This window comes from Pseudomonas sp. MIL9 (genome assembly GCF_016887925.1).
GTDB classification, from domain to species: domain Bacteria; phylum Pseudomonadota; class Gammaproteobacteria; order Pseudomonadales; family Pseudomonadaceae; genus Aquipseudomonas; species Aquipseudomonas mohnii.
Map to the genome: position 1 here is coordinate 18780 of NZ_JAFEHE010000035.1, position 13762 is coordinate 32541.

At 60.6% G+C, this 13762-nt stretch carries 11 protein-coding genes; 5 read left to right on the forward strand and 6 right to left on the reverse strand.

Annotation, left to right across the window (positions count from 1 at the left end):
• The first annotated feature begins 1 nt into the window (after position 1).
• Genes nuoK through nuoN form a run of 4 tightly spaced genes read left to right on the forward strand, consistent with a single transcriptional unit; the run spans position 2 to position 5203 of the window.
• The gene (gene nuoK, locus JQF37_RS29340) at positions 2-310 is read left to right on the forward strand and encodes an NADH-quinone oxidoreductase subunit NuoK (RefSeq protein ID WP_007946416.1); all 309 of its coding nucleotides are present in this window, start codon (positions 2-4) and stop codon (positions 308-310) included.
• On the forward strand, positions 307-2160 hold the full coding sequence (nuoL, locus tag JQF37_RS29345) for an NADH-quinone oxidoreductase subunit L (RefSeq protein ID WP_130207591.1): 1854 nt from the start codon (positions 307-309) through the stop codon (positions 2158-2160). The genes nuoK and nuoL overlap by 4 nt, the downstream gene beginning before the upstream one ends.
• Positions 2161-2199: 39 nt before the next feature.
• A complete protein-coding gene (gene nuoM, locus JQF37_RS29350) occupies positions 2200-3732 on the forward strand; it encodes an NADH-quinone oxidoreductase subunit M (protein ID WP_130207593.1) in 1533 nt (510 codons plus the stop codon).
• A gap of 7 nt (positions 3733-3739) precedes the next feature.
• On the forward strand, positions 3740-5203 hold the full coding sequence (nuoN, locus tag JQF37_RS29355) for an NADH-quinone oxidoreductase subunit NuoN (RefSeq protein WP_130207595.1): 1464 nt from the start codon (positions 3740-3742) through the stop codon (positions 5201-5203).
• A 262-nt stretch (positions 5204-5465) separates the two neighbouring features.
• Here nuoN and JQF37_RS29360 read toward each other — a convergent pair whose 3' ends face one another.
• The 6 genes from JQF37_RS29360 to JQF37_RS29385 are packed head-to-tail and all read right to left on the reverse strand — an operon-like array spanning position 5466 to position 11438.
• Positions 5466-7208 (reverse strand): ABC transporter substrate-binding protein, encoded by a 1743-nt coding sequence (locus JQF37_RS29360; RefSeq protein ID WP_130207597.1) that lies wholly within the window; start codon positions 7206-7208, stop codon positions 5466-5468.
• A gap of 47 nt (positions 7209-7255) precedes the next feature.
• Positions 7256-7528, reverse strand: a complete 273-nt coding sequence (locus JQF37_RS29365; protein WP_130207599.1) for a DUF2160 domain-containing protein — start codon at positions 7526-7528, stop codon at positions 7256-7258.
• Between the two features lie 10 nt (positions 7529-7538).
• A complete protein-coding gene (locus JQF37_RS29370; protein ID WP_047527637.1) occupies positions 7539-8339 on the reverse strand; it encodes a carbohydrate ABC transporter permease in 801 nt (266 codons plus the stop codon).
• 8 nt (positions 8340-8347) lie between these two features.
• Entirely contained in the window at positions 8348-9214 is an 867-nt protein-coding gene (locus JQF37_RS29375; protein ID WP_130207601.1) for a sugar ABC transporter permease, read from the reverse strand.
• Positions 9211-10344, reverse strand: a complete 1134-nt coding sequence (locus tag JQF37_RS29380; protein ID WP_130207602.1) for an ABC transporter ATP-binding protein — start codon at positions 10342-10344, stop codon at positions 9211-9213. The genes JQF37_RS29375 and JQF37_RS29380 overlap by 4 nt, the downstream gene beginning before the upstream one ends.
• Positions 10344-11438, reverse strand: a complete 1095-nt coding sequence (locus tag JQF37_RS29385; RefSeq protein ID WP_130207603.1) for an ABC transporter ATP-binding protein — start codon at positions 11436-11438, stop codon at positions 10344-10346. The genes JQF37_RS29380 and JQF37_RS29385 overlap by 1 nt, the downstream gene beginning before the upstream one ends.
• A gap of 379 nt (positions 11439-11817) precedes the next feature.
• Here JQF37_RS29385 and JQF37_RS29390 point away from each other — a divergent pair, with 379 nt between their 5' ends.
• The gene (locus JQF37_RS29390; RefSeq protein WP_130207607.1) at positions 11818-13677 is read left to right on the forward strand and encodes a sigma-54-dependent Fis family transcriptional regulator; all 1860 of its coding nucleotides are present in this window, start codon (positions 11818-11820) and stop codon (positions 13675-13677) included.
• Positions 13678-13762: the final 85 nt, after the last annotated feature.

A 13762-nucleotide genomic window follows, 5' to 3' on the forward strand; every position in this document is an offset into this window, starting at 1 on the left:
GATGCCTGCTATCCCCATGGAGCATGGTCTGGCGGTCGCCGGCATCCTGTTCTGCCTCGGTCTGGTCGGCCTGATGGTCCGCCGCAACATCCTTTTCGTGCTGATGAGCCTGGAGGTCATGATGAATGCCTCCGCCCTGGCGTTCATCGTTGCCGGTAGCCGCTGGGCGCAGCCGGATGGACAGATCATGTTCATCCTGGTGATCAGCCTGGCTGCCGCCGAGGCCAGTATCGGCCTGGCGATCCTGCTGCAACTGTATCGCCGCTTCCACACGCTCGATATCGACGCTGCCAGTGAGATGCGCGGATGAACATGATCTTTCTGACTTTCGTATTTCCCCTGATCGGGTTTCTCCTGCTGTCGTTCTCCCGCGGACGCTTCTCGGAAAACCTCTCGGCACTGATCGGCGTCGGCTCCATCGGCCTGTCCGCAGTGGTCGCGGCCTACGTGATCTGGCAATTCAATGTCGCGCCACCCGAGGGTGGTCACTACACCCTGGTGCTGTGGCAATGGATGGCGGTCGAAGGCTTCAAGCCTGACTTCGCCCTGTACATCGACGGCCTGTCGATCACCATGCTCGGTGTGGTGGTGGGCGTCGGCTTCCTGATCCACCTGTTCGCGTCCTGGTACATGCGCGGTGAAGACGGCTACTCGCGCTTCTTCGCCTACACCAACCTGTTTATCGCCAGCATGCTGTTCCTGGTACTGGGCGATAACCTGTTGTTCCTGTACTTCGGCTGGGAAGGCGTGGGCCTGTGCTCGTACCTGTTGATCGGTTTCTACTACAGCAACCGCAACAACGGTAACGCGGCACTCAAGGCCTTCATCGTGACCCGTATCGGTGACGTGTTCATGGCCATCGGCCTGTTCATCCTGTTCGCTCAACTGGGCACGCTGAACATCCAGGAACTGCTGGTGCTGGCACCACAGAAATTCCAGGCCGGCAACTTCTGGATGGTCCTGGCTACCCTGATGCTGCTGGGTGGCGCTGTCGGTAAATCCGCGCAACTGCCGCTGCAAACCTGGCTGGCGGACGCGATGGCCGGTCCTACTCCGGTTTCGGCACTGATCCACGCCGCGACCATGGTAACCGCCGGTGTCTACCTGATCGCCCGTACTCACGGCCTGTTCACCCTGGCGCCGGAAATCCTGCACCTGGTGGGCATCGTCGGTGGCGTGACCCTGGTGCTTGCAGGTTTCGCCGCACTGGTACAGACCGACATCAAGCGTATCCTCGCCTACTCGACCATGAGCCAGATCGGCTACATGTTCCTGGCCCTGGGCGTTGGCGCCTGGGATGGCGCGATCTTCCACCTGATGACCCACGCCTTCTTCAAGGCCCTGCTGTTCCTTGCCTCCGGTGCGGTGATCGTTGCCTGCCACCACGAGCAGAACATCTTCAAGATGGGTGGCCTGTGGAAAAAACTGCCTCTGGCCTACGCCAGCTTCATCGTGGGCGGCGCGGCCCTGGCGGCCCTGCCACTGGTGACTGCGGGCTTCTACTCCAAGGACGAAATCCTCTGGGAAGCGTTCGCCAGCGGTAACCACGGTCTGCTTTACGCCGGTCTGGTCGGCGCGTTCATGACCTCGCTGTACACCTTCCGCCTGATCTTCATCACGTTCCACGGTGAAGCGAAGACCGAAGCCCACGCCGGTCACGGCATTGCTCACTGGTTGCCGCTGTCGGTGCTGATCGTCCTGTCGACTTTCGTCGGCGCGATGATCGTTCCACCGTTGCACGGCGTACTGCCGGAAAGCGTCGGCCATGCCGGTGGCGAAGCCAAGCACAGTCTGGAACTCGCTTCGGGCGCCATCGCCCTGGCCGGTATCCTGCTGGCCGCGCTGCTGTTCCTCGGCAAGCGTCGCTTCGTGACCGCCATCGCCAACAGCGGCATCGGCCGTTTCCTGTCGGCCTGGTGGTTCGCGGCCTGGGGCTTCGACTGGATCTACGACAAACTGTTCGTCAAGCCATACCTGGCGATCAGCTACATCCTGCGCAAAGACCCGCTCGACCAGACCATCGGTCTGATCCCGCGCATGGCCAAAGGCGGCAACACCGCCCTGAGCCGTACCGAGACCGGTCAACTGCGTTGGTATGCCGCCTCGATGGCTGCTGGTGCCGTGCTGGTAATTGGCGCCGTCGTGCTGGTAGCGGTCTGATATGAACCTTGCGAACTTGCGAAAGGAATTGAGCCCGTCATGATTCTGCCTTGGCTAATCCTGATCCCCTTCATCGGCGGCCTGCTGTGCTGGATGGGTGAGCGCTTCGGCGCCACCCTCCCCCGCTGGATTGCGCTGTTGACCATGACCCTGGAACTCGCTCTCGGCCTTTGGCTGTGGGCCCACGGTGATTATTCATTTGCCCCGGCGCCTGGCGCCGATCCGACCTGGTCGCTTGAATTCAAGCACGTCTGGATCCAGCGCTTCGGCATCAACGTGCACCTGGCCCTCGACGGCCTGTCGCTGTTGATGATCCTGCTGACCGGCCTGCTGGGTGTCCTCTCGGTACTCTGCTCGTGGAAAGAGATCCAGCGCCACGTCGGCTTCTTCCACCTGAACCTGATGTGGATCCTGGGCGGTGTCGTCGGCGTGTTCCTGGCCCTCGATCTGTTCATGTTCTTCTTCTTCTGGGAAATGATGCTGGTGCCGATGTACTTCCTCATCGCGCTCTGGGGTCACAGTTCTTCGGACGGCAAGAAAACCCGGATCTACGCGGCGACCAAGTTCTTCATCTTCACTCAGGCTTCCGGCCTGATCATGCTGGTGGCGATCCTGGGTCTGGTACTGGTCAACTTCAGCAACACCGGCGTGATGACCTTCAACTACGCCGACCTGTTGAAAACCAAGATGTCGATGACCACCGAGTACGTCCTGATGCTCGGCTTCTTCATCGCCTTCGCGGTCAAGCTGCCAGTCGTACCGTTCCACTCCTGGTTGCCTGACGCTCACGCCCAGGCGCCGACCGCAGGTTCCGTGGACCTGGCCGGTATCTTGCTGAAAACCGCTGCCTACGGCCTGCTGCGTTTCGCCCTGCCGCTGTTCCCGAATGCGTCGGCCGAGTTCGCGCCGATCGCCATGACCCTGGGTCTGATCGGGATCTTCTACGGTGCGTTCCTGGCGTTCGCGCAAACCGACATCAAGCGTCTGATCGCCTTCTCGTCCGTTTCCCACATGGGCTTCGTACTGATCGGCATCTACTCCGGCAGCCAACTGGCGCTGCAGGGCGCGGTGATTCAGATGCTGGCGCACGGTCTTTCGGCCGCGGCACTCTTTATCCTCAGCGGTCAGTTGTACGAACGCACCCACACCCGCGACATGCGTGAAATGGGCGGCCTGTGGTCGAAGATCGCCTACCTGCCGGCCATCAGCCTGTTCTTTGCAGCCGCGTCCCTGGGCTTGCCGGGTACCGGTAACTTCGTCGGCGAGTTCCTGATCCTGATCGGCACCTTCGCCAGCGCTCCATGGGTCACCGTGATCGCGACGTCCGGCCTGGTGTTCGGTTCGGTCTACTCGCTGATCATGATCCACCGTGCCTACTTCGGCCCGTCCAAATCGGACGCGGTCCTGCAGGGCATGGATGCTCGCGAACTGATCATGGTGGTCGGTCTGGCAGCGCTGCTGGTCTACATCGGCGTCTACCCGCAACCGTTCCTCGACACCTCTGCCGCGACGATGCATGGCGTGCAGCAGTGGCTCGGCACCGCCTTCACTCAACTCGCTTCGGCACGGTAAGAGCGCTATGGAATTCACGACTCAACACTTTATCGCGCTTGCGCCGTTGTTGATCACCAGCGCCACGATCATCGTGGCGATGCTGGCGATCGCCTGGCGCCGCAACCACTCGCAGACCTTCCTGATTTCCGTGGCGGGTCTGAACCTGGCGCTGCTGTCGATCCTGCCAGCCCTGAAAGTCGCGCCCCTGGCCGTGACGCCATTGCTGCAAATCGACACCTTCGCCTGCCTGTACATGGCGCTGATCCTGGTCGCCACCCTCGCCTGCGTCACCCTCGCCCACGCCTACCTCGGCGAGGGCGGTTCGGGTTACCCGGGCAACCGTGAAGAACTGTACCTGCTGATCCTGATGGCCGCCGCCGGTGGCCTGGTTCTGGTCAGCGCGCAGCACCTGGCCGGGTTGTTCATCGGTCTGGAGCTGCTGTCGGTGCCGGTCTACGGTCTGGTGGCCTACGCCTTCTTCAACAAGCGTTCGCTGGAAGCCGGCATCAAGTACATGGTGCTGTCGGCAGCCGGTTCCGCGTTCCTGTTGTTCGGTATGGCCCTGCTCTACGCTGACTCCGGCTCCCTGAGCTTCGTCGGTATCGGTCAGGCGCTGGCGGCTACCGGTCTGCCTAGCTCGCTGGCGCAACTGGGCCTGGGCATGATGCTGATCGGCCTGGCGTTCAAGCTGTCGCTGGTACCGTTCCACTTGTGGACCCCGGACGTTTACGAAGGTGCTCCAGCGCCGGTCGCAGCGTTCCTGGCAACCGCTTCCAAGGTCGCCGTGTTTGCCGTGATGGTGCGTCTGTTCCAGATCTCGCCAGCGGCAAGCAGCGGTGTGCTGAGCAACGTACTGACCATCATCGCCATCGCGTCGATCCTGTTCGGTAACCTGCTGGCCCTGACCCAGAGCAACCTCAAGCGTCTGCTGGGTTACTCGTCCATCGCCCACTTCGGTTACCTGCTGATCGCCCTGGTGGCGAGCAAAGGCATGGCCGTGGAAGCTATCGGCGTGTACCTGGTCACCTACGTGATCACCAGCCTCGGCGCCTTCGGCGTGATCACCCTGATGTCCTCGCCGTACAAAGGCCGTGACGCGGACGCCCTGTACGAATACCGCGGCCTGTTCTGGCGCCGTCCGTACCTGACTGCCGTACTGACCGTGATGATGTTGTCCCTGGCTGGTATCCCGCTGACCGCGGGCTTCATCGGCAAGTTCTACATCATCGCCACCGGTGTCGAATCCCAGCAATGGTGGCTGGTCGGCTCGCTGGTACTGGGCAGCGCCATCGGCGTGTTCTACTACCTGCGTGTGATGGTCACCCTGTACCTGATCGAACCGAACCTGCGTCGCCACGATGCGCAACTGCACTGGGAACAGAAAGCAGGCGGCGTGATGCTGCTGGCCATCGCGGTACTGGCATTCTTCCTCGGCCTGTACCCACAACCGCTGCTGAGCCTGGTTCAACAATCGGGCCTGGCGGGTTGATCGCTTAGCGTTATCGGTAGCAAACAGAAACGGCACCTTCGGGTGCCGTTTTTGCATTCTGGCCGTTGCTGGACCGGCAGCGCTGTCCTCACCATTCCGTGCTGACCGACACGACGCCATCGCTGGCAAGCCAGCTACAAAGGATCGTGGGGCTTCGGCCGGCGCTGCATCTGCAGGAGCCGGCTTGCCGGCGAACGCGGTGGCACAGCCAGCAAAAAAAACGGCACCTTCCGGTGCCGTTCGCCTTTCACTCTCCAGTCATTTACTTACGCGCATCTGCCCACGACTTCAGCAGTTCGTTGTAGCTCACGGTCTCCCCTTTAGGCTTCTCGTTGGCCAGTTTCGGTTTCGGTGCGCCCGGCTGGTCGAACCAGTATTGCGCGTCGCGTTCCGGGTTCATCTTCGGCGCGCAGGTGGTTTGCGCTTTCGAACGTTCCAGGCGGGACATGATGGCGTCCTGGTCCTTGGCCAGACCGTCCAGTGCCTGCTGCGGAGTTTTCTCGCCGCTGGCCGCTTCGGCGATGTGGCTCCACCACAACTGCGCGAGGCGAGGATAATCAGGCACGTTGGTCCCGGTCGGGGTCCATTGCACGCGGGCCGGGCTGCGGTAGAACTCCACCAGGCCACCGAGCTTCGGCGCCAGGTCGGTCATGGCTTGCGAGTTGATGTCCGACTCGCGGATTGGCGTCAGGCCGACGATGGTTTTCTTCAGTGACACGGTTTTCGACGTCACGAACTGCGCATAGAGCCAGGCGGCGAGTTTTTGCTTCTCAGGCGTGGACTTCATGAACGTCCAGGAACCCACGTCCTGATACCCCAGCTTCATGCCCTCCTCCCAGTACGGGCCGCGCGGCGACGGTGCCATGCGCCATTTCGGCGTGCCGTCGGCATTCACCACCGGCAGACCCGGCTTGGTCATGTCGGCCGTGAACGCGGTGTACCAGAAGATCTGCTGGGCGATGTTGCCCTGGGAAGGCACGGGGCCGGATTCGGAGAAGGTCATGCCCGCCGCTTCCGGTGGAGCGTAGGCCTTCATCCAGTCGACGTACTTCTGGGTGGCGAAGACCGCCGCCGGGCCGTTGGTGTCGCCACCGCGGGTCACGCTGGAGCCCACCGGATGGCAATCCTCGACGCGAATGCCCCACTCGTCCACCGGCAAACCGTTGGGCAAGCCCTTGTCGCCACCACCGGCCATGGAGAACCAGGCATCGGTGAAACGCCAGCCCAGGGATGGGTCTTTCTTGCCGTAGTCCATGTGCCCGTAGACCCGCTTGCCGTCGATTTCCTTGACGTCTTCGCTGAAGAACTTGGCGATGTCTTCATAGGCCGACCAGTTCACCGGCACGCCCAGCTCGTAGCCGTATTTCTCCTTGAACTTGGCCTTGAGGTCCGGGCGCTCAAACCAGTCGGCGCGGAACCAGTACAGGTTGGCGAACTGCTGATCGGGCAACTGATAGAGCTTGCCGTCCGGCGCAGTCGTGAAGGAGGTGCCAATGAAGTCCTTGAGGTCCAGAGTCGGCGAAGTGAAGTTCTTGCCTTCATTGGCCATCAGGTCGGTGATGGCTTCAGTCTTGCCGTATCGGAAGTGCGTACCGATCAGGTCCGAGTCGTTGACCCAGCCGTCATAGATGCTCTTGTCCGACTGCATCACGGTCTGCAGTTTTTCCACCACATCGCCTTCTTGCAGCAGGTCGTGGGTCACCTTGATCCCGGTGATCTCGGTGAAGGCCTTGGCCAGCACCTTGGATTCATATTCGTGGGTGGTCAGGGTTTCGGAAACGACCTTGATGTCCATCCCGCGAAACGGCTCGGCGGCCTTGATGAACCACTTCAACTCCTCGAGCTGCTGATCAGCCGTCAGGGTGGACGGTTTGAACTCGCTGCCGATCCATTTCTTCGCAGCGTCTTCATAGGCATCGGCCCAGGCCGTTGCGCTCAAACCGCTGAGTGCCAGCATGGCTGCCAATGAAATGCTATGTCGCAGCTTATTGTTTTTGTCGAACATAGAGACCTCCTTTTAGGGTTTCGGAGCAACATTGCCGAGCGATTCGACTAGCCCCAACGCATCACAGCCAACAGCCACACCAAGGACGACGCGAAGGCGACCCAGATGCTCCAGTCGGTTACGCCGATGACCAGCAGATGCAGGTAGGCGCTACCGAGAAGACCGATAAACAGCCGGTCGCCACGGGTGGTGGCAATCGGCAGAAAACCACGCCGAAGAATGCTCGGCGAACGCAATTCCCAAGTCGTCATGCCCACCAGAATCAGGCCAATGACGACGAAGAACGCTGCGGTGGGAACCGTCCAACTCATCCATTCCATCATCAGTTCCTCATACCCGGCCCAGGGCAAAGCCCTTGGCCACGTGGTTGCGAACAAACCAGATCACCAGCATGCCCGGCAAAATGGTCAACACCCCCGCCGCCGCCAGCACGCCCCAGTCGATGCCTGACGCCGAGACCGTGCGGGTCATCACCGCCGCGATCGGTTTGGCGTTCACCGACGTCAGGGTGCGCGCCAGCAGCAGTTCGACCCAGGAAAACATGAAGCAGAAAAACGCCGTGACACCGATGCCGGAGCCGATCAGCGGGATGAAAATCTTCACGAAGAACTTGGGAAAACTGTAGCCATCGATGTAGGCGGTTTCGTCGATTTCCTTGGGCACGCCGGACATGAACCCCTCGAGAATCCACACCGCCAGCGGTACGTTAAACAGGCAGTGCGCCAGGGCGACGGCTATGTGGGTGTCGAACAGCCCGATCGACGAATACAGCTGGAAGAATGGCAACAGGAACACCGCCGGCGGTGCCATGCGGTTGGTCAGCAGCCAGAAGAACAGGTGCTTGTCACCGAGGAAACGGTAACGCGAGAACGCATAGGCCGCCGGCAGCGCCACGCTCAGGGAGATCACCGTGTTCAGGCTCACGTAGTACAGCGAGTTGAGGTAACCGGTGTACCAGCTCGGATCGGTGAAGATCACTTTGTAGTTATGCAGGGTGAAATCCGCGGGAAACAGCGTCAGGCCGCCGAGGATTTCGGTGTTGCTCTTGAAGGACATGTTCAGCAACCAGTAGATCGGCACCAGCAGGAACAGGATGTAGAGCAGCAGCGGAATCAGCTTTCTCTTGCTCATGGCGGGCCTCAGCGGTTGGCGTCAGAGTGAGTCATGGCGGTATAAAACAGCCACGACACCAACAGGATGATCAGGAAATACACCAGCGAAAACGCCGCGGCAGGGCCCAGGTCGAATTGCCCTACGGCCATCTGGGTCAATGTCTGACTGAGGAAGGTCGTGGCATTACCCGGCCCGCCGCCCGTGAGCACGAACGGTTCGGTGTAGATCATGAAACTGTCCATGAAGCGCAGCATCACCGCGATCAGCAGCACGCTCTTGAGCTTGGGCAACTGAATGTGCCGGAACACCGCCCAGGCCGAAGCCCGATCGATCCGCGCCGCCTGGTAATACACGTCCGGAATCGCCCGCAGACCGGAGAAACACAACAGCGCCACCAGTGACGTCCAGTGCCAGACGTCCATCACCAGCACGGTGACCCAGGCGTCCATGGTGTTCGCCGCGTAGTTGTAGCTGATACCCAGGGCATTGAGGCTAGAACCCAGCAGACCGATGTCCGCGCGGCCGAAGATCTGCCAGATGGTGCCCACCACGTTCCACGGAATAAGCAACGGGATCGCCAGCACAATCAGCACCAGCGACGACCAGCGCCCCTTGGTCGGCATGGTCAGGGCGATGGCAATGCCCAGGGGAATTTCAATCAGCAACACACAGGCCGAGTAGATGAACTGGCGCAGCAGCGAGTCATGCAGGCGCGGATCGAGCAGCACTTGCCTGTACCAGTCGGCGCCGACGAAGTAGCGGCTGGACTGGTCGAAAATGTCCTGCACCGAGTAGTTGACCACGGTCATCATCGGGATCACCGCACTGAACGCCACCAGCAGGAACACCGGGAGCACCAGCCACCAGGCCTTGTTGTTCTGCACCTTGTTCATGGCTGCGCCTCTTCATTGGCCTTTGCTTCGTTGACGGCATGGGGCTCCAGCAGGAATTCGTCGGCGTAGACCATCAGCCACTGGCCCGGAAAACTGATGTACGCCGTGCCTTCAGGCACCGGTTTGTCTTCGGCCAGGCGTACTTTCAGCGGCACGCCATCGAGGTTCAGGGTCATGATCTTGTAAGTGCCGAGGTCTTCGACGTGTACGACGTGAGCCCGCATCGCGTCATCGAATGGCTCTTCCCACACATGGACGAACTCGGGTCGGATACCGACTTTCAGGGTTTTCCATTCGGTCTCGGCGATGCGTTGCTGCATGGCGGCGGACAATGGCAAATGGGTCGAAGCGAAACCGACGCCGCCCGGTTGCGGCTGCACCTCGATCAGGTTCATCCCCGGGCTGCCGATGAAGTAACCGACAAAGGTGTGACTCGGCCGCTCGAACAATTCCCGTGGCGTGCCGAACTGCACGATCTGCCCGCCGTACATCACCGCGATCTTGTCGGCAAAGGTCGAGGCTTCCAGTTGATCGTGGGTGACATAGACCATGGTGATGTTGAACTGCTCATGGATCTGCTTGAGCTTGCGCCGCAGCTTCCACTTCAGGTGCGGGTCGATCACGGTCAGCGGTTCATCGAAGAGAATCGCCGACACGTCATCGCGCACCAGTCCACGGCCCATGGACACTTTCTGCTTTTCGTCGGCGGTGAGGTTGCGCGCCTTTTTGCTCAGCAGGTTCTGCAGGTCGAGGACTTCAGCGATTTCCTGCACCTTGGTGTGAATTTTCGCCTCGGCCATGCCCTGATTGCGCAGCGGGAAAGCCAGGTTGTCGAACACCGTCATGGTGTCGTAGACCACCGGAAACTGGAAAACCTGGGCGATGTTGCGCTTCTCCGGGGTCAGGTCATTGACTGCTTTGCCATCGAACAACACACGGCCCTGCGACGGGCTGAGCAACCCGGAAATGATGTTGAGCAAGGTCGACTTGCCGCACCCCGACGGGCCGAGCAAGGCATAGGCTCCGCCCTGCTCCCAGATGTGGTCCATCTCGCGGATCGCGTAATCCTCGGGTCCGCCCGGGGTTTTGGTGTAGCTGTGGGCGAGGTTCTGCAAACGGATTTCGGCCATCAGGCAACCCTCGCGACACGCCGGCCCGGCGCCTGGACCAGCCGCCCCTGCGTATCGAACACAAACAGTTTATGGGTCGGGATGTAGATGCGGATCGGCGCATCGACGTCGTATTCGTGGACACCGGGCAAGTGCAGCACCAGCAGGAAATGCTCGTTGCGCACGTGCAGGAAGGTTTCCGAGCCGCTGATTTCCGCGACTTCGACGGTCACTGCCAATTCCAGGTCGTCGTCGTTGCTCGGCACCAGCGAGATATGGCTGGGCCGCACGCCGAAGCGAAATTCGCCCTCGCCCACCGGCCGCAAATCGACGTTCAGCGGGAAATGCACGAAATTGGCGAAACTCACTTCGTTACCGGCGATGCGCCCCGGCATCAGGTTGATCGGCGGTTCGGAAAACAGCTCGGCCGCCAGCACGGTCTGCGGCTGGTGATAGACCGCAGAAGACTTGCCGCTCTGGATCACCCGACCCTCGTGAAGAATGGTCGTGGTGCCGCCGAGGGCCAGCGCCTCGTTGGGTTCGGTGGTGGCGTAGATCGCGATGGTGTGGCGGGCCTTGAACAGCTCGCGCATTTCCTGGCGCAGTTCCTCGCGCAGTTTGTAGTCGAGGTTGACCAGTGGCTCATCGAACAGGATCAGTTCGGCGTCCTTGACCAGCGCCCGGGCCATGGCCGTCCGCTGTTGCTGGCCCCCGGAGAGCTCCAGCGGATAACGCTGCAGAAACTTCTCGATGCGCAGCATCCTGGCGGTTTCCAGCACCTTGCTCTGGATCTGCTCATTGGACACGCGGGCCTGACGCAACGGCGAAGCGATGTTCTCGAACACCGTCATGGTCGGGTAGTTGATGAACTGCTGATACACCATCGACACATTGCGCAGGCGCACCGGGCGTTGGGTGACATCCACGCCATTCATCAGGATGCGCCCGGTATCAGGCTTGTCCAGCCCGGCCATCAAGCGCATGAGACTGGTTTTGCCGGACAGCGTGCGCCCCAGCAATACGTTGAAGGAACCGGGTTCGAAACTCAGGCACGCATCGTCGATCCAGGCCTGGCCCTCGACGGTACGGCTGACATGCTCCAGGGTTAATGACATGGCTCGGCCTTTTTTATTTTTGGAGTCAAGCGACCGGAGCTACATAGCGACAACCATGCCAAAAATCACAAGCCGTTGATTTGGATAAAAATCCTTGAGCGTGACTACCGAGTCACGTTCGTTGATGAACACAAATGAACAATCGAAAGTGAACAATTGAACAGTTCACCGATTGACAATGAACATTAGTGAACAACACTCTACAGACCGTTTCACGCACCCTGAAACGGACGCAAAACCTGTGGGAGCGAGCCTGCTCGCGATGGCGTTGGATCAGGCAACATTCATGTCGCCTGACAAGCCCTTTTCGCGAGCAGGCTCGCTCCCAAAAGGAAAACCAATAACAACAATAAAAGCGTTAATCAGAGGCTGACTTGTAATGGCCCCACCTGCCCTGCCGCTGTCCCACGACGCCATCATCCAGGACTCCTGGTCCCGCTGCCGCGCGTTCGGTCTCAATCATCAAAGCGCTCCGGCGTTCGATCAATTGCCCGCCGAAGGCATCGCGCAGTTGCTCGAGAGCCAACACTCCCTGGTGCAGACCACCCACCAGGAAGTCCTGCCGTATTACGAGAACATCCTCAGCAACTCCAATTGCCTGATCATGCTCGCCGACAATCAGGGCCAGGTGCTGACGTCATGGGGCACCCAGCGCTTCATCGAACCGAGCCTGACCCGCGGTTTCAGCGCCGGCGCCAGTTGGCTGGAGCACTGCAGCGGGACCAACGCCATCGGCACCGCTTTGGCCTGCGAACAAGCGGTGCACATCGAACACGATGAACACTTTCTCAAGGCCAACCGCTTCATGACCGGTTCCGCCGCGCCGATTTTCGACGCTGAGCGCAAGGTCATTGCCGTGCTGGATGTCTCCAGCGACAGCTACCTGCCGCCGTCCCACACCCTGGGCATGGTCAAGATGATGAGCCAGACCGTGGAAAACCGGCTGATCCTCAACCTGTTCCACGGCCAGCATTTCCAGTTGACCTTCAACACGGGCCTGAACAACCTCGACAGCCAGTGGGCCGGGTTGCTGATTTTCGATGAAAATGGCCAGGTGCTGTCCGCCAACCGCCGGGCTGACAACCTGTTGGGTATCCGCCTGTCGCGAGTCAGTGTGGAGAGCCTGTTCAACGTCTCGCTGCTGGAACTGCTGAATCAGCCCGAAGGCCTGCCCTTCGCCCTGCAGACTCGCGGACGCAACCGCTTCCAGTGCCTGTTGAAACGGCCGAAGCAGGCAACGATTCAGCCGCGGCTGTTTTCTGAAAGCAAACGTGCTGACCCCAAGAGCGCCGTGGCGGACGCTAAACCCGCCACCATCAGCCTGAAGACCCTGCACTTTGGCGACAGTCGCGTGGAAAAGGCCGTGCGCCAGGCCGAGCGCTTGCTGGAGAAAGACATTCCGCTGTTGATTCACGGGGAAACCGGGGTCGGCAAGGAAGTCTTCGTCAAGGCCCTGCATCAAGCCAGCTCCCGCCATAAACAAGCGTTCATTGCCGTCAACTGTGCTGCGATCCCCGCCGAACTGGTAGAGTCCGAGCTGTTTGGCTACGAGAAAGGCGCGTTCACCGGAGCGAACCAGAAAGGCAGCATCGGCCTGATCCGCAAGGCCGACAAAGGCACCTTGTTCCTCGACGAAATCGGCGACATGCCGCTGCCGACCCAGGCCCGCTTGCTACGGGTGTTGCAGGAGCGCTGCGTACAACCGGTGGGCAGCAGTGACTTGTTTCCGGTGGACATCCGCATCATCTCCGCGACCAACCGCTCCTTGCGCGAGCAGGTGCAATTGGGGCGTTTCCGCGAAGATTTGTACTACCGCATCGGCGGCCTGACCCTGGAGTTGCCGCCGCTGCGCGAGCGTAGCGACAAGCAGGCACTGTTCAAGCGTTTGTGGGAGCAGCATCGGGAGCCCACCCAATGGGCGGGTCTTAGCGATGAAGTTCAGGAGCTGTTCAGCCGTCATCCGTGGCCCGGCAACCTGCGCCAGGTCAGCAGCGTGATGCAGGTGGCGCTGGCCATGGCTGAGGAACAACCGGTGCGGCCGGAGCATTTGCCGGATGATTTCTTTGTCGACCTGGAGATGGAGCCGGTGGAGACGCCGGAGCCGTTGGCGGTGGATCTTGATGATGCCGATGAGTTGAATCGGCAGTTGCAGGCGGTTGGGGGGAACATCTCGCATTTGGCGCGCAGGCTTGGCGTAAGTCGCAACACCCTCTACAAACGACTTCGCCAGACGGAATGATGGATTGCCCAGATGGGCCCCATCGCTGGCAAGCCAGCTCCCACAGGTGCAGCGGGCTGCATAGACTTTGTGTACGACACGGACA